This is a genomic window from Maritalea sp., assembly GCF_051251695.1.
Taxonomy (GTDB): domain Bacteria; phylum Pseudomonadota; class Alphaproteobacteria; order Rhizobiales; family Devosiaceae; genus Maritalea.
Genome location: NZ_JBPOEU010000020.1, coordinates 15,504 through 42,295, shown reverse-complemented (window position 1 = coordinate 42,295; position 26,792 = coordinate 15,504). Strand labels below are relative to the sequence as shown.

Genomic DNA, 26,792 nt, shown 5'->3' with positions numbered 1-26,792 from the left:
GAAACTATGACAATGACACCCGGCATTACCGCGCACGGTGAAGGAATGTCAGATCTAAAGTGGAATATTCTAGGTCAGACTTACACCCCAAAATTACACAGTGAAAACACATTTATTTGGCACGCTTTACTGCCAGCAGATAGTTTTGTTCCGCCTCATATCCACCCCACACAGGATGAGTGGATTACATTGTTGGACGGTGAGTTGGAACTGGCATTTGGTGATCAAGTCCTGACGGCGCGGGCTGGGGACACAGTACGTATGCCTATGGGGATTGCCCACGGGATTACGAATAAGTCCGGCAAGGATGCGAACTGCTTTTTTGGTGTCGCCCCCAGCCGAAAACTTTTCGATCTGTTCAATGCGTTGCATGATTTAGGTGATCCAGATGAAGTGGTGCGCTTGTCAGCTTTGCACGAAGTGAATTTTCTGCCGCCTCCGGCAGGTTAGGCCTGAAGAATAAACGATCAGTTGGGCGGGGGATTTGTATCCTCCGCCCAAATTTTTTAGCCAAGCAACAGGCTTGGCAACCACAATACAATGCCTGGGAAGGCGATGAGCACGGCGATGGTGATGGCATCGGCCACAAAGAACGGTGACGCGCCACGGAATACATCTTGCACCGAAATATCTGAGCGAACCCCAGCCACAACAAAGCAGTTGAGCCCAATGGGCGGGGTGATCAAACAGAGTTCCGCCATTTTCACGACGATAATGCCGAACCAAATGGCACAACCCCATCCACTCATGCCGAACGCGCTTTCCGCTGCTGTAACGTCTATACCGCCGTTAAGGGCCATGACCGCTGGAAACACCACGGGCAAGGTGAGGAGCAACATGCCGATAGCATCCATGAACATGCCCAGCACGGCATAAGCCATCAGGATGCAGATGAGCGTGATCATTGGGTTTTGCTCGAGCGTAGTGATCCAATCGGAAAATGCACCGGGCAGATCAGCAAAGCCCAAGAACCGAACAAAGATCAAAACACCCCAAATGATGGTGAAAATCATCACCGCCAATTTGCCGGTTTCCATCAACGCATCTTTGAATTGTGGCCAACGCATACCGTGGATCAAAGCCATGACGAAAATCACAAAAGCCCCGATTGCACCGCCTTCAGTTGGTGTGCCCCATGCGTCACCGCCGAACGGATTGTAGATGAAGCAAATGATGATGATCACAACAAAGAAAATCGGGAAGGCAGGCGGCAAAGACTTAAAGCGTTCGCCCCAAGTATACCCCCGCACCGGTGGACCCAAATTCTTATTGAAGGTCGCCATCAAAACAACCAGTCCGCCATATATGAGAGCAGACACAGCGCCGGGTAAGAAACCAGCCAGCAACAATGCACCCACATCTTGTTCCACAATAATGGCGTAAATCACCAAAATCGCAGACGGAGGAATAAGAGACGCCAACGTGCCGCCAGCGGCCACAACGCCTGCTGCAAAGCGTTTGTCATAACCGATCTTGAGCATTTCAGGGATGGCGATCCGCGCGAAAACAGCTGAAGTCGCAACGGATGCACCAGACACGGCCGCAAAGCCAGCAGTAGCGAAAACTGTCGCGACGCCCATGCCGCCGGGTAACCACCCCACCCATCGTTTGGCAGCCTCAAAAAGAGCCTTGGTCAAACCTGCATAATAGGCGAGATAGCCGATCAGGATGAAGGTTGGTATGAGTGACAGGGCTTGGGAAGACACTTTTGAATGAGGGACTTGGCCTGCGGTTTTAGTGGCAACTTCGATGGCCCAAAAGAACTGGTTCGGATCGTAACCCTTTTTGGACCAAAATATCCAAATCAAACCGGTTAGGCCTGCTAAAGCGGCAGCAAATGCAACGCGCACGCCGATCAAGACCATGATGAGCAATAGGCCGGTGACGACAAGGCCAATATCAATTGAACTCATTTGATATCCTCCTCTTCATCAAAGCCTGTTACGTGCATGGCTTCGTTTGCTGCCTGTGTGGCGGCGTCTTCAATCAAAGGTACTGCAACGGGTTCCAATGTGCCGGTGCGCAGGGCGCGGCCAAATCCCCAAAGTTGCAATGAAAGCCGGATCGAGAGCACGAAAAACGCGACGGGTGCGAGCAATTTTGCGGGCCAAAGCGGAATGCCGATATCCATTGAACTATCGCGGCTCCACATGGGCGCGGCGAAATCAAATGAACGCGCGAAGTGGGCCCATGCTCCCCACATCAGTAGCAACATCAATGTCAGCATTACAAATGTGGACACGAACTCGGCGGTCCACAATGGGCGGCCCTTAAGTCTGCCGACAAAAATATCCATGCGAATATGCCCGCCAATACGTTGGGTATATGCGACGCCGATAAAGGCGATGAGCGGCATCGCCTGCTCAATCCAATCAACATATCCGGGCAATGGGCGATTGAAGAAATTGCGACCGCCTACCGACACCACCGCCATCAACATCAATGAAAAGACTGCTAGGCCGCCGATGAAGGCGAGCACACCTTCGATTTTGAAAAGCTCACGATCAAAGCGTGAAAGCCAGCTATCGTCAGTTAAAACAGATGAAGCACCTGCCATTTTGTTTCCCCCCAAATTGAAACAAATGTTTCAAATTAGCTTAGATAAAAGTCACCCGGCGTCACGCTTTTCAATTGGCGTGGCCGGGTGAATTCATTTCAAATGTCTATTTAGCGAGTGTTGAAAGCACCAAGTCGAGCAATTCTTGCGCAGGCAAACCTTTTGCAGAATTGTCTTCTACCCAAGACTTCGCGATGCCACCAGCAGCAGAACGGAAAGCTGCAAGCTCTTCGTCTGAATAGGTCACGCGTTCAATACCGCGCTCGTCAAGTGCTGGGCCCCAAGCGTCCATTGTTGCGCCATTATAGTTGGCAACATAATGGGCCAAGGCTTCCGGGATTGAGCTCATCAATGCATCTTTATGCGCATCTGAAAGGCTGTTTAGCGCGTCAGTGTTTGCAACAACTGGGCAGTTTACGGTGCCTGGATTTAGGTTTGTTGTCCACCATTTGCCACTCTCGATTGTGCCAAATGACATATGGGCATGTGGGGCGAACGAAACCGCCTTCACCACACCTGAATCAAGCGCTTGGCGAACTTCTGTTGCCGACATGGAGTTTGGTACTGCGTTGACAGATTCCATAGCGCGGCCAATACCGCCGGTTGCGCGCACGGTCATGCCAGAGAAATCAGCAACCGTGCGTGGTGCTTCGCCCACGCCGATGAAGTTATATTGTGGCAACGGAGAAGGCATCAACAATGTTGCGTTCCAACGGCCAAGATCTTTTTGCGCTGCTGGGTGATTGTAAACCGCCATGGAAACAGCAATTTCTTGCTCTAGTGAAGATACACCAAGGAATGGCAATTCAAGAACGGTGATTGAAGGGTTTTTGTCTGCGTGATAGCCAGCGCAGAATTGTGCCATTTCAAACGCACCGATTGAAATCCCGTCAAGGTTTTCGCGGTTTTTGGATAGGCCGCCATAGGATAGATTTAGCGTAAAATCGCCGCCGGTTTTTGCAGAAACCAATTCGGCCAATTTTTCAACATGCTCGGTAAATGCGCGACGCTTACCCCAAACCGAAACGTTCCATTCAACAGCCATTGCTTCTGCGGCAAAGCCAAAAGTGAGTGTGGTCGCAATTGCGACCTTCACGATGTTATTCATAATTTCCTCCCAAAAGAATCCTCAACCCAGTCAATTTGACCGTGTTGAAAGCATCCTAGTGGGTTGCCATATTTTGCCTATGAGGAAAATTGCGCATGAGATTGCTTAGTGCCTTGCGGAAATCCGCAGGGTAAAATCAGTCCAACAGATCAGATTTGTTGAGGTTGAGTTTGACAATTTTTTCGTTGAGTGTCCGGCGGCCAATGCCCAGCGCTTCGGCAACCGCGTCCATTTTGCCTTTATGGTTGCGAATGGCTTTGGCGATTAGGGTGCGTTCAAATGCTGCAACGGCCTCGCGCAATGTTTCGGGGACGTCCCCCATATCGTTTTGAACACGCAGGGCTTCCGAAACGGAGCCCGCGCCACGGCGTGAAGCCAGCACCAACCGTTCGGCGACATTTCGGAGTTCACGCACATTGCCGGGCCATTCGTGGGTGATGAGGATTGCCATATCTTCTGTCGTTACTTCTGGGATTTGTGTTTCATACAGCTCTGCGTAATTTTGGAGGAAGTGTTCAAAAAGCAGCGGAATATCATCTTTGCGCGAGCGTAATGTTGGCAGATCGATCACCACATTGTTCAGTCGAAAATAGAGGTCGGAGCGGAAACGGCCATCGTTGATGGCTTGATCTAACGGCTCGTTGGATGCGGAGACAATCCGGACATTCACCGTGATTGGCTTGTCGGCACCGACCGGCAAAATCTCGCGCAATTCAATGGCACGCAACAGCTTTGCTTGTACGTCCAATGTGCAAGTGCCTATTTCGTCCAGGAACAATGTACCTCCCTCAGCTTGGCGAAATAGACCTTGTGATTGTCCCGCTTCACCAAAAACGCGTTTTTCAAAACCTTCGGCTTCAATTGTCGCGCAATTGATGGCAAGGAAGGGGCCGTTTGCGCGGTCTGACAAGTTATGTAGTGCGCGGGCCACCAGTTCTTTGCCGGTTCCTGTTTCCCCAAGGATGAGGGCTGCAGCATCCGCTGAACTGAAATCCAGAACGCTTTCGCGCACGGATTGCAGCATTTCAGATTTACCCAACAGCACACGATCTAAGCCGGATAAGGTGGCCAATTGTTTGCGCAAACGTTCTGCGTCTTTGGACAATCGGTTCTTTTCTGCGGCATTGCGTAAAACGGTCAATAGTCGTTGCGGGTCAAACGGCTTTTCCAAAAAACTATAAGCGCCGTCACGCATGGCTTGTACGGCAGTTGGAATATCGCCATGGGCGGAAATCAAAACAATGGGCAATTGCGCAACGTTTGATTTTTCGCTCAATAGATCCAGACCAGAGCTATTGGGCATGCGCACGTCTGAAAGGATGACATCTGGCAAAAAGGCCGCGACCTTGTTTTCAATCATGCTCGTTTCAGCCAATGCTTCAACTTCCCATCCAGCGGCGCTTAAGAGATAAATAAGAGACTGCCGCATTTCCTTATCGTCATCGATCACGATTACCCGGTGGTTCAGATTTTTGGTTGAGTTTGGCAATTTCTAGTCCTTGACTAAAGGGAGCTCAATGGTGAATTCAGCGCCTGTTTCATGGTCCATAGTGCTTAAATGGCCGCGATGCTCGCGCACGATAGCGGCAGAAATCGCAAGCCCCAATCCCATGCCTTCGCCGGATGGCTTGTTGGTGTGGAAAGGCTCTTGCAATTGCTCGATGGTTTGGCCGTTCAAACCGTGTCCAGTATCGCGCACATTGATGTTTAAACGATCTTGGTCGGCGCTTACTGAAATTTGCAGTTTTCTAGTGGTACTGTCTTTCATGGCGGCGAGTGCATTGCGAATGAGGTTTACCAGCACTTGTTCAAGCCGCTGCCGGTTGCCTTCAATAAGCGGCAGGCTTTGGGGAATGGATAAGTTCACATTGATTTTTTGAGACAAGAGATCATGCTGGGTCAATTCCAATGCGCCATCAACCAGATCGTTGATCGCGATTTGCTCAGTTCTGGCATCTCCGGGGAGTGAAAAGAATTTTAGTTCTTTGGTGATGTTTTCCATTCGCTTGACCACTCCGGTCAAGTGGTCGATCAACCCGCCCGGTTTATAGCCATTTCCAATTTGCTCGGCGGCCAGATAATTGCGCATGGCGGAAATCGGCTGGCCAAGTTCGTGGGTGACAGAGGCGGCAAGCTGTCCGAGTGCGGCAAGTTTGCTGGTGCGTGCAAGTTCACTTTGGGTTTGCTCCAAACGCATCTCGGTGGCTTTGCGTTCTTCAATTTCGACGCGCAGCTTTTGGCGGTCATCATGGGAGGCGCTGAGTGCCCGTCGCAGTTGATTGGATCGAATGGTGACAAAGGCAATGCCCATCATCGCGATAACAATGGTGGCCAAGATAATGACGAACCAAGTACGTTCAAAAATGCCGGACGTTGACTTGATATACCACAGGGTCCAACCACGCCTTTGCACGCTGATATTGGCATAAAGGTAATTTGTGCCGTTGAGTTGAACTTCGTTGTTGGCGCCAAGTTTCCAATCGAGCGGTTTGAGCTCCTGCTTGCCGAATTGTTGCATCTTATTGATCTCAAGCATTTGCACTTCGCTTAAGCGTGTTGTCGCCCGGTAGCGCCATTCGTTGGATGTCGCAAAGACTGTAATGCCTGAATTATTGGTTACCAAAATGTCGTCGCCTGATGCGGCCCATGCGCCGGTAAGTTCACTCAAAGCGACCTTTAGGGCAACGACCCCGATGGCGTTTCCTTGGTCATCACGAACAGTGTTACTGACAAAAAAGCCGGGTGTAAACGTGGTGGCACCGATGGCGAAAAATTCACCTCTCACGCCAGACATTGCGTCCTTAAAATAGGGACGGAAGCCATAATTTTTGCCTAGAAAATTGACGTCCTCAGCATAGTTGGACGCGGCGATTGTCCAGCCATTTTGATCCATGACATAAATGGCTTCGGCTTTGGAGCGTTTTGCAAAATCCTCTAGCCGCGAGTTCACCCCTTTTAGGCCACCGCCCGATAAAGCGCGCACAATTGCGGGATCTTGCGCGACGATAAAAGGCAAATGCTCCAGCCGCTCCAAGGCGCTGACCAATGTAGAATGATAGAGCTTCGCTCGACCTTCTGCGCGTTCTAACTCGACGGTTTTAAAAACAGACAGTGAGGCAAAAAACAGTGAGAAGAACCCAACTATAACAAGCGCTGCCAATCCAATGGCATAGGCAATCGACTTTTTTGATTTTCTAGAGAAAAGTGCATTTTGTGACATGCTGCAACCATGCGCCTCTAATCCGGTTTGTCAATTTTGGGCGATTATATTATTAAACTGGATAGAAGATCATTATCCGTAATGTCTTGAAATCCGAAGTCGCCTTCGATCAGCTTTTCCTTCAAAGACTCAAAGTTTTTGGCATCTTTTGTCTCAATGCCCATCAAGACCGTGCCGAAGTTGCGCGCTGATTTTTTGAGATACTCAAAGCGAGCGATGTCATCATCTGGTCCGAGCATATTCAAAAAGTCTTTAAGAGCACCGGGGCGCTGCGGCATACGCAGAATGAAGTATTTCTTCAAGCCGGAGTATTTCAGGGCCTTTTCTTTAACCTCTGGCAGTCTTTCAAAATCGAAATTGCCCCCCGATGTCACGCAGACGACATTTTTACCCGCCAACGTTTCTTTGGGTAGGGAAGAAAGAATATCAATGGACAATGCGCCTGCAGGCTCAAGCACCATGCCTTCGATGTTCAGCATTTCGATCATGGTTGCACATAAACGATTTTCTGGCACCAAATGCACGATATCTTGTGGCAGGTGCTTCAGCATTTCAAAGTTCAAAGCGCCGATTTGAGCCACTGCCGCGCCATCTACAAAATTGTCGATATGTTCTAGTTTTACGCGTTTATTTTCTTTCAAGCTGGATTTAAGGCTGGGTGCCCCTTCGGGCTCGACCAGCAAAATTTGTGTGTTTGGAGATGCTTGTGCAAGATATTTGGATACACCAGCGGCCAATCCGCCACCGCCTACCGGCATGATGATGAGATCAATTTTTTTACCCTGCAATTGGGTCATCAATTCGTGGGCAATGGTCGCCTGGCCCTCAACAATATCAGCATGATCAAATGGGGGCACCATAAGGGCTCTCTTTTGCTCAGCAAATTCCAATGCTGCTGCATAACACTGATCGAAAATGTCGCCGATCAACACGATTTCAATGTTCGCGCCACCAAAGGCTCGGGTCTTATCGATCTTTTGCTGTGGGGTCGTGACAGGCATGAAAATGGTGCCACGCACGCCAAAATGAGCACAACAATAAGCAAATCCTTGTGCGTGATTTCCGGCGGATGCGCATACAAAACCTTCACTAGGTTCTCCGGCTTCCTCTATCGCTTTAGAGATAAAGTTGTATGCACCACGTAGTTTGTAGGACCGAACGGGCGTTAAATCTTCTCGTTTGAGATAAATCTTCGCACCAAATTTTTGCGACAAATAGGTGTTTTTTTGGCACGGGGTTGTGTGGATTATTTGCGCCATATTTTTATGTGCTGCAGCAACCTGCGCGGTGAATTTGGTCACTTTAGCCTCTTTATGCCGGGTGATGTTGGTGAACGAGATTTATCACTACACCCGATTGAATAATATGACAAATCTTGCGGATGTCCGTTGGTCGCAGCAACCCAGTATGCAGATTAGGAAGGTGCGGTATGACTAAAGGCGTACTTGTCGGCACACCAACTCCGCGCAATGCTTGCAAGAGATAGGCAAGAGGGCGGACCCGCAGTGGAAAATGGACAAGGTGCTGATAACACCGACCAAACAGAGTTTGCAGCTATTCAGTTTTTTGATCATGAACAGCGTGGACAAATTCAAGAAGAAATCCATGCTCGCCTAATCCCGCCATTGCAGGCGCCGTTGCGTGCTCGGCGGATCGTTTTTTTGATCGGACGGCAATCGGATCAAATGGACTATGCAGGTAAGCAACTGCGCAATTGGTGTAATCAGGAATACGGATTTGGGCCAGACCGGAATTGGCGTCAATACTCATTCTCATCCGGTGAATATGAAGTGACGTGGGAAGCACATACTGAATTTGTTACGCTAACATGGTATGGGCCAGTGAACGATCAGCGTGCCAGGCCCATGGGAATTGGCCTTGAGGTTTTGAAGCAATTTGCCATCATTGCGGCTTCTCGAATTGATGTTGTTGAGCAGCTAGAAATATCGCCTGCAGCGTTGCTCGGGTTTGAACCGAAAAGTTTATGTCTAACCCGTGTGGGGTCGGGCAACGCTCAGATCGGGACCGATTTTCAAACTGAAATTCACGGGTTCACCCGGTTTGAAATCGCTGTAGATGGATTGAGCTCTATAAAAACGGGGATTTTGGTTCGGCGTCTATTGGAAATTGACACCTACCGCACGATGGCGCTGCTCGGCTTGCCAGACGCCCGTATTCAATCAAGGATTATTGAAACGCTTGAAACTGAACTGAGCGCACTAAATGAGAAGATTGGCAGCGTTTCGTCTATTGAGGACAGCAAGCATATTCTCAGTAATCTGCATTCATTATCAGTTCGGGCCGGACAAAGTTTGGATGCGACCGCCTATCGGTTTGCCGCGAGCAGTGCTTATGGGGACGTGTTGCAAATTCGTCTTGACCGGATTGAGGAAGAACAGAGCGAAAAACACACAACCATCTCCCGTTATCTTTCAAATAGGGTTGACCCTGCATTGGCCACATGTCGATCGATTGAAAAACGTCAAAGATCACTGAACAACAAGATTGCACGGTCAATTCAGTTGCTTGATGCGCGGATCAATGTGGATATTCAATCGCAAAGCCGGGAAGTTTTGACGTCAATATCGCGAACAGCCAAAAGCCAATATCGCTTGCAATCAACCGTTGAAGGTCTGTCGACAATCGCCATTTCTTATTATGCACTTGGCATATTAGGATATGTCTTGGTTGGGTTTTCTGAGTATTTACCTCTTTCCAAATCGATGGCATTGGCGTTGCTGGCGCCATTTGTTTTGTTGGCGAGTTGGTCAGGGATTAGAGCAATCAAGAATAGGCACAATTCAGATTAGCAGATATCTGTTGCATCAGTAGCGGCTAAAAAGGGAGCCCTTAAACAGTTTGCTCAAGTCGATTGTGATGGTCGTTTTTATGCCCGAAGCCATTTGTGCATACCGTTGATGAGTTGGTGATGGCCCTTGATGCTTTTGGGCACATCTTCTTCTGCTTCCAGGACGTGACCCAGCCCGTCCATGATACAAAGTGTTGCGCCATTATCTGCATAGTTTTTCAAAAGCTTGGCGTCATAATATTTGTCCTTGGTGCCGATGGCGACAAATGAGTTTTTCGCCTGTTGATTGATGCTCTGATCAACAATGGGCGTTGCAAGGGAAGGGGTCAGCCATGCCAAATGCTCTGGCATAATGTCGGTTTGTTGCAAGAGATTGGCCATGATGATCGTTCCAAGGGATTTGCCGACAAACATCAGTTCATCATGGTTTGCAATGCTTGCGACCGCATGGCCGATGGAGGCGGCATCGTCTGCTAAGATCGACATGATTTCACTGATATCGAGGTCTCTGAAACCGTCTAATTTGTCGTACGCATAGTTGACCCGTGCAGATTGATAACCAAGGTCAAATAGCAGTTTTTCTGTGAAGTAAAATATCGGGTTTTCAATGCGATATCCCAAGCCGGGCAGGAGTAGGGCGACTTTGCCGCTGTCCTTGTTTTCTTCGCTCAGCGTGATGTTGAATTCGTGGTTCTGACGTCCGTTGATTGGAATTTGCATGGTCTAATCTCATCTTGGGTATCCGAAATTCTATGCTAGCGGCCAGTTTATGCAAAGTGCTTTGCCAAAGAGGGATGAACTTTACTTCAATTCGGGTGAAGTTGGGCGAGCAGTGTTGTTTGAGGTTTGCTTTTGATTTTGCATTTTTTTGGCATCAAAACGGGGGAGCTGTGTGCGGGCATGGGCTGTTTTTTCCCATGAAAACGGTTTTGTGGCGAGTTGTATTGCTGCGCGCAGGGTCGCAAAACTCGTTAAAAGCCAATAGAATGGTAAAAATATCTGCCAGCCAAACAGGTGCAATTGGCGGGTGTGCCAGAGACCTAAAAATGCGGTACACATTGCGCTTAGATAGCCTGAAATCAGCACCAACATATGCATGTTGAGTTGGAAATATTGATTGGCAATGACACCTTTTTGGGTGAACAGATCATAGAGGAATTGGGCGACAAATAGGCCGTGCAGGGGTGCAGAAAAAATCAATCCGCCAACATAAATGTAAAAGATGAGCGCGTTACGCCAACCCATTTGGGCGACCATGGCTTTGTAATCTTGGCTGTGAACCAACAGGGTTTGCATCCAACCTTTCATCCATCGGGTGCGTTGTTTGACCCAAGGCCAAAGGCTGATGGGTGCTTCTTCTCTTGTATAGCTGGGTAAGACCGCTGACTTGAGTTTCCATCGTGAAAGGCGAATGCCCAAATCGGCATCCTCAGTTACATTAAAACTATCCCAAGCCCCAATTCTTTTGAGGGTTTCAGTGCGAAAATGGTTGGATGTACCGCCCAATGGCATGGGCATATTGAAATAGGCGAGTGCTGGCATAATCAGCCCAAATTGGGCTGCATATTCGGTTGCAAACAAAGCGGTTAGTGCGTTTTCGTTGGCGTTGTCGATGACCAGTTCCGCTTGTAAGCATTCGAGTTGAGCGTTTTTTGCAAAAACGGTTGCCGCAATTCTGAGTTGATTGGGTTCAGGGATATCTTCGGCATCAAATATGACAACATGTTCTCCACGCACGAACGGCAATGCGAAATTGACGGCTTTTGGTTTCGTTCTGGGTTCGCTATCGGGCACTGGAATGAGTTCGAATTGAATATCATCGGTGAATGCCTGAACAGCGGCAATTGTTTCTTTTGAGGTTGCTTCAACCACAAATTTGACGTCGAGCTTTTCGGGTGGGTAATTTAGCTTTTTAATTGCTTTTACGAGCTGTTCGACAAGTATGGCCTCATCCCTTAGGGGAATGAGGATGCTATAAATGGGCAATTGATCATCAGCGACTAAGTTTTGCACGGGTATGCGAGGAACGGTTCTTCCATTGAGTGCGCAACTTAGACGGAACGCCGCTGGAACCAAAAACAAAACCGTAAGCGCAAATGTGGCGATGGGCTGAAACCAACCCCACGGGAAGAATACGCTCAGGGCAACCCCGAAAACAATTGCAAGAAAACTATATCGAACCCATTTGGACAAGCCCAAATGCGCGCTGGCAAACGGCCAAACCTTGGCTAATCTAGTTATTGCACTATCGTAAATGGGTGTGCTTTGCAGATGCGTTAGCGTGTTTAGCAGCGTTTTGGGGGCGACCACACATAGCTTCTCGCGCAGTTCAGGTTTGTAACTTATTCTTTTCGCCAGCTCGACAAAGCGCCAAAAATCGGGTGCTACAAAAAGCACCTCACGGTCTAATAGATGTCCGCGCAAACTGCGGGCATTTTTTAATTGTTCAACATGATCCACAAAAATATTGGTGCAGCGATCAGCTTGAATTTCTTGGGTATAGGCGAGGCCCAGTACCTTGGCGGCGCGGCGGTAAATCTCACTTTCAGTAAGACTAAATTCAACGGCGCAATATCGAAAAGGCTCGACGCCTGCCTTGGCGGCTTGTCTTAGGACAAAAAGTGCAGCCCAATCACTTTGGAAATATTCCTTGAATACGCGGCGTAAAATCGCTGCGCCTAAAGGCTCATTGAGAGGTTCGTTCAACTCTTGCACAAAACTAGATCACTAAAAAATTGCATTAATAAATTTATGAAAGATAATGTGGCCAAGTTTAATCGACGAGTCAAAGACCGAAAATTGAATATGATGCTGAAATTGAAATATCCGCTTGGTCTGTGCGCATTGAGTGTATTGCTGTTTGCCGCTCTCGCCTCACTTGCAAACGCGCAAAGCTTGCCTAAACATGTTGACCCTTCAGCATTTGAAGATGTGTTGGACCTTTCGTTGGTGCCTTCGATCCGGTTTTTGACAACATCTGATTTCCCACCGTTCAATTATCGTGGGGCCGACGGTGAAGTTGTTGGGTTCAATGTCGAATTGGCTGAGGCGTTGTGCAAGGAAATTGGCGCTGAATGTACATTGCAGAGTTGGCCGTGGGATCAAGTGGGCAACGCCCTGGTCGATGGGCAGGGCGACGCGATTATTGCAGGACTTGGAGTGAGTGAAGTAAACGCTGCGAAGTTCGAATTTTCAAAAACATATTTGGCACTGCCTGGCAGGTTTGTCGTTAAAGCTGGGACCCAGGACGAAGTTGGTTTCGACCCGCATCAACTTAAGGGCGCTATAGGGGTGCAGCGCGGTTCAGCACATCATGCGTTTTTGAAAAAGCACTTTAGCAGCCAGACCATTTTGCCGTTGGCGGGCGAATTTGAGGTGCTCGACGGATTGCGTATTGGCACGATTGACATCGCTTTTGTTGATGGCATGCGTGCATCATTTTGGCTCAACCAAAATCAATGCTGTGTGTTCATCGGCGGCCCCTATTTCAGCGTTGAAGATTTTGGGGCGGGGCTTGCCATCGCGGTAAATCCGAATGCGGTAAATGTTAGGCGCGCGATTGATATTGGGCTGACGCGTTTATCCAAGTCAGGAAAACTGGACGAGCTTTATCTCAAATGGTTTCCGGTTGGGTTTTACTGATCACTTTGTGATTTTGCTTCGATAGGTTTTTTGTCGGATGTTTTGATGTTCCTAAAGGGAAATATCATAGACCAGACAAATTGTTGTGGGCCGTCATTTTGGTGCTCTTTAAGGCCGATAATCATTTTATCGTGGCCAAGAGCTGGTTGATCAATATAGGTGCCAAATATACGGTCCCAAATACTCAGGGCAAACCCATAATTTGAGTTGGTTTCACCCTCTTCTATTGAATGATGCACGCGGTGCATGTCGGGTGTGACTAGGAATGGGCGAACAACCCGGTCCAACCAAAGGGGAAGTTTGAGATTTGCGTGGTTGAACAGGGCCGTGCCGTTCACTACGCCTTCAAAAATCACAACCAAAACGGCAGGTGCGCCGATGATGATGACGGCAGCGGCTTTGATAAATATGGATAGGACGATTTCCAGCGGATGAAACCGAATGGCGCTGGATGCGTCCAGGTCATGATCCGAATGATGTACGCGATGTAAACGCCACAGAACTGGTATTTTGTGCGTTGCCCAATGTTGGCCCCAGATGACAAAGTCTAAAATGATGAAGGCCAAAACCCACTCGAGCCAGATCGGCCAGCCGAGCCAGTTGAAAACGCCAACACCCCATTGTTTTGCATAAATCGCCGCAAGAAGTGCCGTAATTGGTGCGGCCAGTGTGGTTAGGACCAGCATGACAATTGCAATGGTGGCATAACTTGAAAGAAGAATGCCAAAATTGGTCACCCAGCGTCGAATGCGCGAATGGCGCCGTGCGCGGCGGGGCATTAAAGCTTCCAAAATCACCATTGTTGCTAAGATGAGGACGAAGCTGCCGAAACGCCATGCCCCTTCATTAAAGCCTAATTCTTCCATCAGTGAACTTTCCATCTTGAAGTTCACCTATAGCATTGAAACTGGCGTGCGCCACTCACCTGATGTGCAACAATTTGTGAGTTGGCGGGTGAGGGCGCACTTTTCAATTATTTAGAGCGTTCGGATGTTAAGAGGCTTCTGCCTTATACGCATCAAAATCAACAGTCTCGGTCGAGAATGCGCGCATCATCTGGCCAATGCCGAATACAATTATGAGTTGAAAGTATGCGCTCAGGAATAGTGGCTCGAACATATCCAAACGAAACTGGTTGACTAGCTCCATTGTGATTAAAAACAGGCTCATGCCGATACTCGAAAAGAGATGAATTTGCACGATTGTGCGAATGCGTCTCATTTGATCTGCATGCGATTGATGTGGGTCTAGCTTTTTTCCATTGATGGATAAAAACACCACAACGGCGAACACAACATTCATAGCGCTTATCCCAAATACAGTAACATATTGGTTCCATTTCCAGGGATTTATATTGCTATGGATGATAATGTAAATTGCGAGCGCACTGACAAAAAGTGCGATGGTTAGTGCAACTAGGACGGGTGAAGCGAAGTTAAAAAATCTACGCGGGACTAGCTCAGCAGTGCGCTTTTTGTTGCTGAATGCTGCGCGGACATGTTTGTACCAATTGTAGGTCGATAATTCGATATAAATGTATGGAACCATTTGGAGGACTGTGAAAAATAGTACGAAAATAAGATGTTGGTTCTCCTTTATCTGATGTGGCGCATAACCGGTTATCGGCATGGCCGTCAAAAGAGAAACACCCAAAAGGCCAATCCCGAAGGCTACAAATCGGTATCGATTTAGAACCTTCCTGAGCATTGTTTCGGGGTTTGCGTAAAAGTCATTTTCATACAGCTTTGGGTACTGCGCAGGGGGACACGTATCAAGAATATGGATGCTTCGGTTCAGCAGTTTTTGAGGGTAGTAGAACGAGATCAAAACAACCTGACCTAAAAGGACGATGTAAAATACAATATCTAACCACATATCAGTCTCCGTTACGTTTGGTTGTGTTGTTTTGATTGTCCATGCTTGCTTTGAAAGCGATGCGGATCTCTGAATCGGTCACGCCCGCGCTTCTTAGTGTTTTAACAGCTTCTTCAAGAACGTGGTTGGCCCATGGGCTTAAATCCGCAGAGCTGTTCGCCTTTGCATCGGGGTGTACAAACGTTCCTCGATAACCTTTGGTGACGATGACATTGTCGCGCTCAAGCAGTTTGTAAGCTTTGGCTACCGTTTTGTTGTTCACGTCCAAATCATTGGCTAATTGGCGAATGGATGGCAAAGCATCGCCAGCAATTATGGCTTCATCCATCACCGCCTGTTTGATCTGCGAGATCAATTGAGCGAACAATGGTTCTGTCTTTTCAATATCAATAACAACTTTCATAAAGCGTATATGTGGTATATGTACCCTTATGTCAAGTGGTACATTGAATTTGTGGGGATAGCGGTCTTCTGTTGAACCTGTTTTGTCCTAAGCTTTGCCATTCTAGGTTTCGCGGTTAAATGTGTAACTGAAACCAACAACGCAGCGTAAGAAGCACAACTGGCATGTACGATCCAAAAGGAAACAGCAAAGAGAAAACAGCCCAGTCGGTGCAGTTTGTGGAAGCTGAGCCACCAAGTCATTTGCGGGGAATAGTACATCGGTTTTTGGAGTTAAAAACTGATGGGGAACTTTTAGATGACTATCGATTTCATGCATTGCCAGATGCTTGTACTTACATCGTCTTCGACCAATTGAATGTGAATGTCGCGGGACTAACAAAACTGCGTGCTTCGTCCGAAGAGCTTAATTTAGGCAAGGTGTTTCACTATGCCAATATTCGATTTTTGCCCGGCGTTTGGCAGAGTGCCCGTGAACAGGCTTCTTACGGCATGGTGGGGAAACCATATGACGGCGACCTTCCACTGCTTGAGATAAACCAAGAGCTTGCTGACGCTGACTTTGCCGCGAAGCAATTGGTTTTGGTCGGGTTGGTGGAAAAGTTAATTGAGCAAAAGCTAGTTGTCGCGAACCCGGTCACGGAAAAGATTTTTCAGCATCTTGATGATATTTATTCGGTCGCAGACATGGCAGAGGTTTCAGGCATGTCCGCTCGTCAGCTGCAGCGTACCCTAAAACGAACAACAGGGTTCACGCCGCATGATTTTTTAAAGGTGCTGCGCTTGCAGCAAGCTTTGATCGGCGATCCGTCATTGTCATATGCTGACCAGTCGCACTTCATACATTCATTTCGCAAAGCAACGGGTTACACGCCAGGAAAATATTCTCATAAGTTTGATGTCTGATATCTACAATACACACCAAATGCGACTTGCTAGGTATTTGTCATAATCAAAACCAATAGGAGTTGGATATGACACAAATGAACGCAGTTGGATGGTTCGACATCTATGTAAACGATCTGGATCGCGCAGTGGCATTTTATGAAACTGTTTTGGGCCGCACGCTTGAGCCGATGGGCGACCCGACGGGTGAAACACAAATGATGAGTTTTCCTGCTGACATGAGCTCATACGGTGCCGCCGGCGCTTTGACAAAGTCAGAACATGCCAGCCCGGGCATGGGCGGCACAGTTGTCTATTTTTCTGCTCAAGATTGTGCGGTAGAAGAAGCGCGGGTTGCCGGCGCGGGTGGTAAGGTCATTAGACCAAAATTCTCAATCGGTGAATTTGGCTGGGTTGTATTGTGCCAAGACACTGAAGGCAACTTGTTTGGGCTTAATTCTTTGAAGTGACTTCTTGTTTGTTTGGGCTAGCTAAGTGGTCCAAATTTTAGCAGAAAGTGTAAAAACATGGGCATGCCCAACGGCTGCCCATGTTGCGTTTTAAACCGTGCGGTGACGTGCTTGAGCGCCAAGTTCAATGGCAGCTGATGTCAGTTTGTTGATTTTCAGACGCGCGCGCAGCAATTCCAAAATGCGGATTTCTTCGGGGCGAATGTCAAGATCTGCCGCTGCGATTTCGACGGCAACTGCATACGCCGTGTCGCGCAGTTTTGCGGGCACTGTTTCTGCGATGATGTCCAACACATTGTTCATGCCATTATCATCGTCCAAAATATCTGCGCATTGGCCGCAAACAAATGTCAGTGCGTCTTGGGAAAATTCTTTAAAGATTGGCAAGTTGCGAACAACAGATCCAATGCGCCCCAATTCTTCGTCTGACATGCGACGGTCGGCTGCTGATACAACAACCATAATGTAAACTAGTGCTTCTTGAGGCGAAAGTGACATGAGAGCCCTCATTTGGTTCGAATTTTCTGGCCAAAAACTAGGGGTGTTCATGACCAATTACAAGGCATCGAGTGAACTATTTGAACTGGCGGCGTCCCATTGTGCTTTGACAAGGTTGCCCATAGAGCATTGACGATGTTGCTAAGGTGTGCGAAATCGCCACAAGCGCTGGTCTAAAGTCGTTTTAGTGCTGGTGCGGTCATATCACACACTTCATTTTCCAACCAAAGGGCAGCCAAATGGCAAACACCCCAACGATCTTTGACGCTGAGTTTTTCGCAAACGCCGCAAATGCGCGTGCATGGCCATTTGAAGAAGCGAAGAAGATTGTCAAACGGTTGGAAAAATCGCCCAAGGACGAGGTGCTGTTTCAAACAGGGTACGGGCCGTCTGGCTTGCCGCATATCGGCACGTTTGGTGAGGTTGCGCGTACATCCATGGTGCGTATGGCATTTCGATTGCTAACCGAAGACAAAATTCCGACGAAGATCATTTGCTTTTCGGATGATATGGACGGGTTTCGTAAAGTACCTGCCAACGTGCCAAATCGCGAGCATTTGGAACAATATATTGGTATGCCTTTGACCAAGGTGCCGGATCCGTTTTCGGATGAATATCCAAGTTTCGCACATCACAATAATGCGCGCTTGCAGAAGTTCTTGGATGACTTTGGCTTTGAATATGAATTCGTGAGTTCAACAGATTATTATACGTCTGGTGTTTTAGACAAAGCGCTGCTGCGCATGCTCGAAGTTTATGACGATGTCATGAAAGTCATTTTGCCAACATTGGGCGAAGAGCGACAAAAAACATACTCGCCATTTCTGCCAATTTGCCCACGTACTGGCAAAGTTCTGCAAGTGCCGATGATTGCACGGGATGTGGATGCTGGCACCGTGACTTATCTGGACCCGGAAACCGACGAAGAAGTAACTGTATCCGTGACGGGCGGTGCTGTGAAATGTCAGTGGAAAGCCGACTGGGCACTGCGTTGGTATGCGCTTGGCATTGATTACGAGATGTCGGGTAAAGACCTTATCGACAGCGTTCGCCTGTCGTCGCGTATTGTGCGCGTTCTGGGTGGAACACCACCAGAGAGTTTGAGCTATGAATTGTTCTTGGATGAAACGGGTCAAAAGATTTCAAAATCTAAAGGCAATGGTTTGTCGATGGAAGATTGGCTGACTTACGCTTCGCCGGAGAGTTTGGCGCTGTTCATGTTCCAAAAACCAAAGACTGCCAAAAAGCTTTATTTTGACGTCATCCCGAAAGCCGTTGATGAGTTCTATGCGTTTTCTCGCGCGGCGGAAAAGCAAACGTCAGCCGAATTGTTAGAAAACCCAGCAACCCATATCCGTGGGGAGCTTCCACTTGCCTATGATTTGCCGATCAGTTTTGCGTTGTTGCTTAATTTGGTATCTGCTGCAAACGCAGAAGACAGTGGCGTGCTTTGGGGCTTTATTTCTCGTTATGCGCCGGACGCAACGCCGGAAACGCATCCTGAACTAGATCGATTGGTTGGTTACGCCATTCGCTATTTTGCGGATTTTGTGAAGCCAACAAAGAAGTTCCGCGCGGCAACCGAGCAGGAAGCGGCTGCCATGAGCGAACTCGCATCACGCTTGGATGAAATCAGCGATGGCACCGACGCGGATGCGATCCAGACTTTTGTGTTTGAGATCGGTAAAAAGCACGAATTTGACCCGTTGCGAAACTGGTTCAAGGCGCTTTATCAGGTGTTGCTGGGTCAGGACCAAGGGCCAAGATTTGGGTCTTTCATCGCCCTTTATGGGGTGGAAGAAACCAAAAAGCTGATCAAAGAGGCGCTGAATGGCAAGTTTGTCTAAGACCACAGCGATGAATTATAAAAGACCCTGCGTCTGAGAAGACGTGGGGTTTTTGCTACCAGATTTTATTGGCTGGCCCACAAGATACGGGCGATCCAGTCGATTTCTTTAGCCGAAAGGCTGCGGGGCGGATGCTCAGGGTTCAGCGAATGTAGCTCAACAGTGTTTGCGGTCTGGCGATGTAGAATTTTGGCCATCACTTCGCCATCTAATGTGCGCACAACAACTCGATCACCTCGACGAATTTGCTCGTCCGGTGAAACGATAATCACATCGCCATCCCGATAAAGCGGCAACATGCTTTCGCCGCTTACTTCCAATGCATATGTGCTGGAGTTTGGGCCAACAGGAATACTTACCTCGTCCCAGCCTTGCCCGGCAGGAAATCCACCACTGTCAAAAAAACCACCAGCACCAGCTTGGGCAAACCCTAGAAGTGGTACGGCTGCTTTGTGGGCATCAGCTTGTTCATAAACGCCACCTCCGGCTAAAAATTGATCCATGCTTTCATTGACGGAACCCAGTGTTTTGGCAATGCTTTCAGTTGAAGGCCAACGTTCTCGCCCATCTTTTGAAACACGTTTGGATGGATTAAACGCTGTTGGATCAAGCCCCGCAAGTCGGGCAAGGCCAGACACAGAGAGGCCCCGACGCTGTGCCAGCGTATCAATGGCAGACCAAATTGCGCGATGGGTAATCATATGTGTTCCATATCATACACAGGAATAGTTTCTGGCCAAAAGGACAAAAATCCTACTAATCGTTGTTAACTTTCCTTAACACGAATGTAAAGCAACAAAGCCAAAATTGGCCGCTTTTCCTTGCACATTTATGCAAATAGCCCTAAGCCCCAAGCAATTATTGGGTAAAATTGTGGTTGATCATGAAGATTTACAAAGTTTGTTCTTTAACGCATTGGCAAGCCGCCAAAGCGAATGGCGTTTTCACCGGCGAATCAATTGATATCACGGATGGGTATATCCATTTTTCGACTTCTGATCAACTTGCCAAGACTTTGAGTTTGCACTTTGCTGGTCAAACCGATCTGGTGTTGCTTAGCGTTGAAACAGATAAGATCGGAACGGATGTAAAGTGGGAAAAGTCACGAGGTGGCTCCCTGTTCCCGCATCTTTACGCTGATTTGTCACTTGATGCGATTGTTGCAGAGCATGAATTGAAAACTGACGCAGATGGCGTGTTTGTGTTGCCGGAGGGGCTATAATGGTATTTTCCCATATTTCGCGGCTACTAAGCCAACCCATGGTGCAAAACCTTAGCCGGGAGGCGTTGCTTAAGCTTGACCCAGAAATAGCCCACCGATTGACGATCAACGCGATAAAGCTTGGTGCTGTAGCACCAGAAGAGTTGGCGGATCCAAGTTTCTTTGAAACAGAAATTGCTGGCCTAACGCTTAAAAACCCAATTGGCATGGCGGCTGGTTTTGATAAAAACGCAGAAGTGCCAAACCAACTTTGCGATATCGGTTTTGGCTTTGCTGAAGTGGGAACGCTTACCCCACGGGCACAAGAGGGTAATGCCAAGCCCCGGCTGTTTCGTGTGCCAGAGAAGCAAGGCGTGATCAACCGCATGGGGTTCAATAATGAGGGCCATGCAGCGGCCTATGACCGGCTAACAAATAAGAAGCAAGTAGGTTCAACAATTGGTGTAAATGTTGGTGCTAACAAAGACAGTTCAGACTTTGTTGCTGACTATGTTGAAGGTGTGCGCCTTTTTGCGCCTGTCGCTGATTATCTTACAGTGAATATTTCTTCACCGAACACGCCTGGTTTACGTGACTTGCAGTCCGGTGAGGCGCTTAAACGGTTGTTGGGCGAAGCGCTACACGCCCGCGCGCAAGCATCGGTTCGGGTACCGGTCTTTTTAAAGCTTGCGCCTGATCTTGATGAAAAACAGATGGATGAGATTGTTGGGGTTATCAAAAGCGTTGACCTTGATGGGTTGATCATTTCCAACACCACATTAGGCCGCGAACAAATCGCGGGTTCTGAGCATGTGGATGAGGCAGGGGGTTTGAGTGGTAAGCCACTGTTTAATTTCTCAACCCAAAGGTTGGCCCAAATGCGAATGCGTGTTGGCAATGATATGCCCATCATCGGCGTTGGGGGTGTCCACAATGCCAAATCAGCGATTGCCAAATTTGCAGCCGGGGCAAACGCAATACAGCTCTATAGCGCGCTGGTTTTTGGCGGCATGGAAATGTTGCGTGATATCAAAGATGGGATGGCGCAAAAAGTGAGGCAGGACCGTTTGAAGAACGTGTCTGAATTAACATCAACGGATGTTGAAGGCTGGGCGACCGGCAAAGCGCATATTTAGCGTCAAGTGAGTGTCGAATAAAAAAGGCCGCCTTGTTCAATGACAAGGCGGCCTTTTTGTTGAGCCATAGCTATCAATATCGCGGATTAAGTTAGTGGCGCGATTTGTATTTCAACACGACGGTTCGCCGCTTTGCCAGCTTCTGTTGAGTTGGATGCGATTGGGCGAGTTTCGCCATATCCGGTAACATAGACCCGTCTTGGGTCAACGCCGACACCTGAAACATAGTTGGCGACTGACAGTGCCCGACGGTTCGACAAGTCCATATTGTACTGACTAGAACCGGAAGAATCTGTGTGACCATAAATGTCCACGAGCGTTTTCGGATAGCGCTGCAAAACAGTCGCAACCGATGTTAGCACTCTGTGGAACTGAGGTTGTACTTGGTCTTGATTTACGCCAAACGTGATGTTGGATGGCATGTTAAGCACAATATTGTCGCCCTGACGAGTAACTGTAACCCCAGAATCTGCAAGCCCTGCGCGCAGTTCTTCTTCCTGCTTGTCCATGTAAATGCCAACGCCAGCACCGGTGAGGGCACCAAGACCCGCGCCGATAAGAGCCGAGCTACGTGCGTCTTTGTTTGCTACGCCCGCATAAACTAGACCGGCAAGTGCGCCAGCTGCAGCGCCTGCAGCGCCACCTTTAACGGAGTTACGTAGATTTCCGCTGTCATTGTTAAGCCAAGTGGGGCTACACCCACTAAGAACCATTGCGGTCATTGCCGCGATCAAGATTGGTTTTTTCATTGTTCGTCCCTTTGCCGCCGAAATTTGGTGCAATAATACATGACTTTGCGGCCAGAAAAAGATCAATAATTTGTTGGGAAGCTTAATATTTTCATGTCCTTGGGGAGAAGGGACGTTCTGTTTGGTAGTTTTGCTTGACAAGATTTGCTCCCCCGCATTATATCGCGCACGAACAATCCAATCGTTATAGCGATTTGGTTGACCAAGCTTTGGTTCAAATGGATCATTGCACCCCGTGGCGGGGTAGCTCAGCTGGTTAGAGCAGCGGAATCATAATCCGCGTGTCGGGGGTTCAAGTCCCTCTCCCGCTACCAATAATCTCATATACATTGCAGGTTGTTAGGTGCGAGCGCGCCTTTGCGTGTTTGCGCGTGGATTGCCTTGGGTGGCGTTTGGGTTTTTTGTAGGTGAGGTTGGATGCAAATAGGTGGCACTAATTGAGAGTTGGCTCTCATCTTCAAGCATTTGGATAATTAATTTGCTTTTTTGCTGATAGGCGCATTCTGGACTTCGAGTAGCGTTACAACTATGTTCTTAATAGTTATAATTTTTGAGTTGTTTATGAGAAATTTTATTCTACAGGCGGTAAGTGAAGAAGACCACCTTACACCAGCACAAGATGTCCTAAGATTGCCAGACTTGGAAGTCGCGATTATCAGCACGGCATTTATGACAGCTGCCGGCTTATCGCTACTTGAAGATTCACTGAGCCGCATTGCTCCTCGCACACGTATTTTTGTTGGTATTCGGAATGGTGTAACCACAGTTCAATCTATCCAGAAGGCGTTGGATATAGGTTGTGAAACTTACATGATCGATACTGGTACTAGGCAGCGCATTTTTCACCCAAAACTCTATTACGCCCGCTCGTCCGTTCAAGCAAATTTGCTACTTGGAAGTGCAAACCTGACCATGGGAGGCTTGCGAACGAATATCGAAGCTAGCGTGTTACAAGAGATGGACCCGAAAGTAGATGGAGCGTTTATCGATGAGTTAGAAAATAAGTTGGCGGCAATGATTGTGGATTACCCTGAGAATGTTATCCGCGCCTTGGACGCTGCCCAGCTTGCTGACTTGCAACGAGCAGGTCGCTTGATCGACGAGCAAAAAAAACGTCTACCTGAGTTTGTCGGAAGCTCCTCTGACCGCGCGCTAGATAATGTGCCTACAATGGACTTACATACGGCGCCTGTGCGCGTGTCGCGTCCAGCAGCACCTCCGGTGATCCAAACTGTCGAAGTGATACGCGAGAGAGCAGAACAAGTTTGGGAAAGCAACGGTTTGACACGCCGTCATTTGAATATTCCTACTGGTGCTAACACCAACCCCACCGGCTCGATGTTGTTGGGAGTAGGGGGCTGGCAAGGCATCGACCAGCGACATTACTTTCGCGATAATGTGTTCGAGGCGTTGGTCTGGACCGCAGACCCATTGCCTGCAAGATCTCATCTTGAAAGGGCCGAGGCAAAAATATGTTTGATCATAAAAGGTGTGAATTACGGCGAACACTGGCTGCAACTGTCTCATAATACAAGAACGGACACAGTCGCTTACGTACAGCGCAATAGCATGACGAGCCTTCACTGGGGTGATTCTCGAGGGCTAGTCGCGCATGAGGATTTACTTGGTAGGGTAATGAAGCTATATCGCGAGACAGAAGTCCCATCCCGTTTTACGCTAGAAATAGATTAGGCGGGCAGTCGGTGCCGTCTGTCGCGTAAACTGCTCCACGACGCAAGTAAGTCCATCTGTTCTGCCTTTGAAAGAGCGTTCAATACATGCTCAGACTGAACTTCAAGTGTGTCTGCTACTGTGCCCCCGCGAACCATCCTATCAAGTCGTTCAATGTCTGGCACTATACCTTCCGGCTTTGGAAGCAACAGTTTTTCAATTTCTGATGGCACTAGTTCCAGCACGCCGCCGCCGTAGTGCCGTCCTTCCAATTCCGCACTGAGGGCTGTAAGGCTGTTGAAGAAACCGTAAACTAAACTCTGTGCTGTGCCACGTAGCGCTCGGATGCGATAGGCGGTATCGGTTGTATAGGCCCCTATGCGGTTATGGATCAGTCGTGGTGTATCGTGACTTCGCTTTAACATCCCAACTTCCGTGGCATGAACAGAAGGTACTGTGTACCAAGGTTTGCGTATGCGACACTTGTATCGTTTATGAAAGTTTTCGTTTTCGCCAGACTGTATGTATTCGCGTCCTTCCACACTGTCCTCAACTGAGCTGTCCAGCCATAGGAAGTTGGTCGGTTTGCCAGAGGCAGCGTTGCGCGTGTGCTGCTCGCCATCGTATATTACGCCCGGGCAATGGTCGCTTCTACCGAACATCGGATGCGCCCACTTTTGCAGCCCATATCGTTGAACAACATCGTCGGTGACAAGGAAAAACTTGTTTGCACCAGTGACAATGCCGACATCTACCTTTGCAGCCTCATTGAAGCGACAGAAGTCGTTGCTTGCCTCAACTTTATCCAAGATTTCCAGTGTTGCTGGTGGAACGAGCGCACGCGTCCACTTGCCTTGTACGGTCCTGCCATTAATTGCTTGAGGCGTGTTGAACATCACTTCTGGGTCTTTATTCAAGAATGCTCGGCCGGCAACACGCTGAATACCAAGTCCTTCGCCGTGTGATGTTGGGGTTTTCTTTTTTTCTGCCATGAGCAACACTGCTCCTTGCAGTGTGCCTTCAAACCAAATTTCTTGCGGGTCGACAATCACTATACGTCGGCATTGCTCGCCAAGATAGGTGCGCAATGACTGTGCGTGCATGACGTGGACTATTTCTGACGGTACGACCATGGCGAGCCGCCCACCGGGACGTAATAGATCAAGAGACGCCAGTACGAATGGCACCCACGCATTTGTGTGCTTAGTAAACTTGCAATCTAGTCTATTGAAGATTTGTTCTGCGTTTTGTTGAAACTTGGCAGGTAAATACTGGTAACGAATGAATGGAGGATTGCCAAGAATTGCATCAAACTGAGCTCCTTTTGCTTCTAAAGCCCAGCCAAGAAAGTCCTCTTGATGCACCGTGCAATCTGTTAGGCCTGATTGAAGAGCACGAGAATTGGCTTTTTGGGCTTCCTCTGGAGACAATTCAAATGCGGTTACTGTTGCCGACCGGTGTTGCGTTGCAATTGCAGAAAGGAATGCACCATCGCCGCAACTTGGCTCAAGTATACGTGAGCCTGCATTTGGCGATACCCAACGTGCCAAAAACCGGGCTAAATCGTCAGGAGTATAATAGCCACCGCGCAGCTTCTGCTCGGTTTCAAACTCCATAAAATTCATGACTTGACCTCGTTAAAAGCTGAGCAGCGCAAGAATTGCACCTATATGCATGGTGTATAAATTTACCAGTGTTATTGGTTTAGCGTGGCGGATGAATCTGTGGCAAGCAATTTCTCGAACACTCATTTTCAGCTTGAGGTGATTTGCATCTTTATCACCCCTAACACAGCTTCCTCACCATCACTTCCCTTTACCCATTGCCACGGTGTGCGTGGCTTGTGTGCAGCCAGTGCTGGAAACTTCTTTTTGTCGCGTGCTGCTGTACGTAGCTTTTCACGTGCTTCGCGGGGGTCGATTTTCAGTTCTTCGCAGATTTGCTTGAGTGTGATGATTTCAGTCATGATCGTCTCCATGTTTTGACAACCAATCGATAAAACAGTCCATCTCGCCTTGTCAGGGACAAACTCTATTTGGAAGTGGAGATAGCTGAAAGCGCGTTGGCGAACATTGTGTTGGGTTCAATGCCAAGTGCTTCGGCTAGCGCTACAAACTCGACTAAATCAATTCTGCGCTCGTTGCCCTCGATCTTTGCTACATAAGACTGTGGTTTACCTAATCTGTCGGCAACATCTTGCTGTGTCAGCCCAGCACTCTTACGCGTGGCGAGCAGCATGGAGGTCAGCCGTTTGTATTGGTCTGAATGAATTGATCTGGGCACACACATTCCTGTCGTTGTGTGCGACAAATAATCCGATTTTGGAATTATCCCATTTTAGGTTATTGTAAAGTTGTTTTTTGAGTTATTGCCATGGACAACACCATCAACTTGCTTTTCACCTTTCTGATATTGATCGCAGCCATTGGGCTGTTCGAGTTGTACGCATATTTCGTAGCGCCGTATCTATTGCCACAGGAAACGATTGATCTGATCATCGAAGACCTAATCGAACAACATGGTGATAAAGCGCTGGATGCTGCGATAGCGCGTGAAGATTGGGCACAGCAAGACACTGATACATTCGAGCAGGGTAAGTGGCGCAGGATCAGACGTGAGCTAATGAAGCGTCTGTAATCAAGCCAAGCCCTACACGGCCATTCGCCTGCGCGGCAGCGTTACAATGAGCCAGTGGTGCCATTTAGTCCAAAATGTGAGTGGT

Annotated in this window: 27 protein-coding genes and 1 tRNA gene; 11 read left to right on the top strand and 17 right to left on the bottom strand. The window is 48.4% G+C overall.

Annotated elements, in window-relative coordinates; all coding sequences use genetic code 11:
• Positions 1-6: 6 nt before the first annotated feature.
• Positions 7-450, top strand: coding sequence for a cupin domain-containing protein (locus tag ACSHWX_RS12890; protein ID WP_435668630.1), 444 nt, complete (start codon positions 7-9; stop codon positions 448-450).
• A 56-nt stretch (positions 451-506) separates the two neighbouring features.
• On the opposite strand, the gene ACSHWX_RS12885 is transcribed toward ACSHWX_RS12890, so the two are convergent.
• The 6 genes from ACSHWX_RS12885 to ilvA form a co-directional block, all read right to left on the bottom strand.
• Positions 507-1,913 (bottom strand): TRAP transporter large permease, encoded by a 1,407-nt coding sequence (locus ACSHWX_RS12885; RefSeq protein ID WP_435668629.1) that lies wholly within the window; start codon positions 1,911-1,913, stop codon positions 507-509.
• Positions 1,910-2,557, bottom strand: coding sequence for a TRAP transporter small permease subunit (locus ACSHWX_RS12880; RefSeq protein ID WP_435668628.1), 648 nt, complete (start codon positions 2,555-2,557; stop codon positions 1,910-1,912). Before ACSHWX_RS12880 ends, ACSHWX_RS12885 begins: the two co-directional genes overlap by 4 nt.
• Positions 2,558-2,663: 106 nt before the next feature.
• A complete protein-coding gene (locus ACSHWX_RS12875) occupies positions 2,664-3,665 on the bottom strand; it encodes a C4-dicarboxylate TRAP transporter substrate-binding protein (protein WP_435668627.1) in 1,002 nt (333 codons plus the stop codon).
• A 136-nt stretch (positions 3,666-3,801) separates the two neighbouring features.
• Positions 3,802-5,154: a sigma-54-dependent transcriptional regulator gene (locus ACSHWX_RS12870; RefSeq protein ID WP_435668626.1), complete on the bottom strand. Its 1,353-nt coding sequence runs from the start codon at positions 5,152-5,154 to the stop codon at positions 3,802-3,804.
• Positions 5,155-5,157: 3 nt separating this feature from the next.
• The gene (locus ACSHWX_RS12865) at positions 5,158-6,885 is read right to left on the bottom strand and encodes an ATP-binding protein (protein ID WP_435668625.1); all 1,728 of its coding nucleotides are present in this window, start codon (positions 6,883-6,885) and stop codon (positions 5,158-5,160) included.
• A 44-nt stretch (positions 6,886-6,929) separates the two neighbouring features.
• Positions 6,930-8,186, bottom strand: a complete 1,257-nt coding sequence (gene ilvA / locus ACSHWX_RS12860) for a threonine ammonia-lyase IlvA (RefSeq protein WP_435668624.1) — start codon at positions 8,184-8,186, stop codon at positions 6,930-6,932.
• A 204-nt stretch (positions 8,187-8,390) separates the two neighbouring features.
• Here ilvA and ACSHWX_RS12855 point away from each other — a divergent pair, with 204 nt between their 5' ends.
• Positions 8,391-9,695 carry a DUF3422 family protein gene (locus ACSHWX_RS12855; protein WP_435668623.1) on the top strand — a complete coding sequence of 435 codons (1,305 nt, stop codon included), beginning with the start codon at positions 8,391-8,393 and terminating at the stop codon, positions 9,693-9,695.
• Between the two features lie 77 nt (positions 9,696-9,772).
• Here ACSHWX_RS12855 and ACSHWX_RS12850 read toward each other — a convergent pair whose 3' ends face one another.
• Positions 9,773-10,414 (bottom strand): hypothetical protein, encoded by a 642-nt coding sequence (locus tag ACSHWX_RS12850; protein ID WP_435668622.1) that lies wholly within the window; start codon positions 10,412-10,414, stop codon positions 9,773-9,775.
• An 81-nt stretch (positions 10,415-10,495) separates the two neighbouring features.
• Positions 10,496-12,400: a glycosyltransferase gene (locus ACSHWX_RS12845; protein ID WP_435668621.1), complete on the bottom strand. Its 1,905-nt coding sequence runs from the start codon at positions 12,398-12,400 to the stop codon at positions 10,496-10,498.
• Positions 12,401-12,502: 102 nt separating this feature from the next.
• Between ACSHWX_RS12845 and ACSHWX_RS12840 the strand changes: the two genes are divergently transcribed.
• Positions 12,503-13,336, top strand: coding sequence for a transporter substrate-binding domain-containing protein (locus ACSHWX_RS12840; RefSeq protein ID WP_435668620.1), 834 nt, complete (start codon positions 12,503-12,505; stop codon positions 13,334-13,336).
• On the opposite strand, the gene ACSHWX_RS12835 is transcribed toward ACSHWX_RS12840, so the two are convergent.
• The 3 genes from ACSHWX_RS12835 to ACSHWX_RS12825 form a co-directional block, all read right to left on the bottom strand.
• A complete protein-coding gene (locus tag ACSHWX_RS12835) occupies positions 13,330-14,217 on the bottom strand; it encodes a sterol desaturase family protein (protein ID WP_435668619.1) in 888 nt (295 codons plus the stop codon). The genes ACSHWX_RS12840 and ACSHWX_RS12835 overlap by 7 nt on opposite strands.
• A gap of 112 nt (positions 14,218-14,329) precedes the next feature.
• The gene (locus tag ACSHWX_RS12830) at positions 14,330-15,211 is read right to left on the bottom strand and encodes a hypothetical protein (protein WP_435668618.1); all 882 of its coding nucleotides are present in this window, start codon (positions 15,209-15,211) and stop codon (positions 14,330-14,332) included.
• Between the two features lies 1 nt (position 15,212).
• Complete coding sequence (locus tag ACSHWX_RS12825) at positions 15,213-15,614, bottom strand: GntR family transcriptional regulator (RefSeq protein WP_435668617.1); 402 nt, start codon at positions 15,612-15,614, stop codon at positions 15,213-15,215.
• A gap of 164 nt (positions 15,615-15,778) precedes the next feature.
• Here ACSHWX_RS12825 and ACSHWX_RS12820 point away from each other — a divergent pair, with 164 nt between their 5' ends.
• A complete protein-coding gene (locus ACSHWX_RS12820) occupies positions 15,779-16,519 on the top strand; it encodes a helix-turn-helix domain-containing protein (RefSeq protein ID WP_435668616.1) in 741 nt (246 codons plus the stop codon).
• A gap of 68 nt (positions 16,520-16,587) precedes the next feature.
• The gene (locus ACSHWX_RS12815; protein WP_435668615.1) at positions 16,588-16,968 is read left to right on the top strand and encodes a VOC family protein; all 381 of its coding nucleotides are present in this window, start codon (positions 16,588-16,590) and stop codon (positions 16,966-16,968) included.
• A gap of 90 nt (positions 16,969-17,058) precedes the next feature.
• Here ACSHWX_RS12815 and ACSHWX_RS12810 read toward each other — a convergent pair whose 3' ends face one another.
• Complete coding sequence (locus ACSHWX_RS12810; RefSeq protein ID WP_435668614.1) at positions 17,059-17,466, bottom strand: tellurite resistance TerB family protein; 408 nt, start codon at positions 17,464-17,466, stop codon at positions 17,059-17,061.
• A 239-nt stretch (positions 17,467-17,705) separates the two neighbouring features.
• Between ACSHWX_RS12810 and ACSHWX_RS12805 the strand changes: the two genes are divergently transcribed.
• Positions 17,706-19,313, top strand: coding sequence for a lysine--tRNA ligase (locus ACSHWX_RS12805; RefSeq protein ID WP_435668613.1), 1,608 nt, complete (start codon positions 17,706-17,708; stop codon positions 19,311-19,313).
• A 65-nt stretch (positions 19,314-19,378) separates the two neighbouring features.
• On the opposite strand, the gene ACSHWX_RS12800 is transcribed toward ACSHWX_RS12805, so the two are convergent.
• Positions 19,379-20,014: a S24 family peptidase gene (locus tag ACSHWX_RS12800; protein ID WP_435668612.1), complete on the bottom strand. Its 636-nt coding sequence runs from the start codon at positions 20,012-20,014 to the stop codon at positions 19,379-19,381.
• Positions 20,015-20,196: 182 nt separating this feature from the next.
• Between ACSHWX_RS12800 and ACSHWX_RS12795 the strand changes: the two genes are divergently transcribed.
• A complete protein-coding gene (locus ACSHWX_RS12795; protein ID WP_435668611.1) occupies positions 20,197-20,535 on the top strand; it encodes a DUF952 domain-containing protein in 339 nt (112 codons plus the stop codon).
• Complete coding sequence (locus ACSHWX_RS12790; protein ID WP_435668610.1) at positions 20,535-21,650, top strand: quinone-dependent dihydroorotate dehydrogenase; 1,116 nt, start codon at positions 20,535-20,537, stop codon at positions 21,648-21,650. The genes ACSHWX_RS12795 and ACSHWX_RS12790 overlap by 1 nt, the downstream gene beginning before the upstream one ends.
• An 86-nt stretch (positions 21,651-21,736) precedes the next feature.
• Here the strand turns inward: ACSHWX_RS12790 and ACSHWX_RS12785 are convergent, their stop codons facing one another.
• Positions 21,737-22,399, bottom strand: a complete 663-nt coding sequence (locus ACSHWX_RS12785) for an OmpA family protein (RefSeq protein ID WP_435668609.1) — start codon at positions 22,397-22,399, stop codon at positions 21,737-21,739.
• 237 nt (positions 22,400-22,636) lie between these two features.
• Between ACSHWX_RS12785 and ACSHWX_RS12780 the strand changes: the two genes are divergently transcribed.
• Both ACSHWX_RS12780 and ACSHWX_RS12775 read left to right on the top strand, forming a co-directional pair.
• Positions 22,637-22,713 (top strand) — tRNA-Met (locus ACSHWX_RS12780).
• Between the two features lie 247 nt (positions 22,714-22,960).
• Positions 22,961-24,091 (top strand): hypothetical protein, encoded by a 1,131-nt coding sequence (locus ACSHWX_RS12775; protein ID WP_435668608.1) that lies wholly within the window; start codon positions 22,961-22,963, stop codon positions 24,089-24,091.
• Here ACSHWX_RS12775 and ACSHWX_RS12770 read toward each other — a convergent pair.
• The 3 genes from ACSHWX_RS12770 to ACSHWX_RS12760 all read right to left on the bottom strand — a co-directional run bounded on the left by ACSHWX_RS12770 (position 24,088) and on the right by ACSHWX_RS12760 (position 26,353).
• Positions 24,088-25,695 (bottom strand): HsdM family class I SAM-dependent methyltransferase, encoded by a 1,608-nt coding sequence (locus ACSHWX_RS12770; RefSeq protein WP_435668607.1) that lies wholly within the window; start codon positions 25,693-25,695, stop codon positions 24,088-24,090. The genes ACSHWX_RS12775 and ACSHWX_RS12770 overlap by 4 nt on opposite strands.
• Positions 25,696-25,823: 128 nt before the next feature.
• A complete protein-coding gene (locus ACSHWX_RS12765; RefSeq protein WP_435668606.1) occupies positions 25,824-26,036 on the bottom strand; it encodes a hypothetical protein in 213 nt (70 codons plus the stop codon).
• A gap of 65 nt (positions 26,037-26,101) precedes the next feature.
• Entirely contained in the window at positions 26,102-26,353 is a 252-nt protein-coding gene (locus ACSHWX_RS12760; RefSeq protein WP_435668605.1) for a helix-turn-helix domain-containing protein, read from the bottom strand.
• Between the two features lie 90 nt (positions 26,354-26,443).
• On the opposite strand from ACSHWX_RS12760, the gene ACSHWX_RS12755 reads away from it, so the two are divergent.
• Positions 26,444-26,707 carry a hypothetical protein gene (locus tag ACSHWX_RS12755; RefSeq protein ID WP_435668604.1) on the top strand — a complete coding sequence of 88 codons (264 nt, stop codon included), beginning with the start codon at positions 26,444-26,446 and terminating at the stop codon, positions 26,705-26,707.
• The last annotated feature ends 85 nt before the right edge of the window (positions 26,708-26,792 follow it).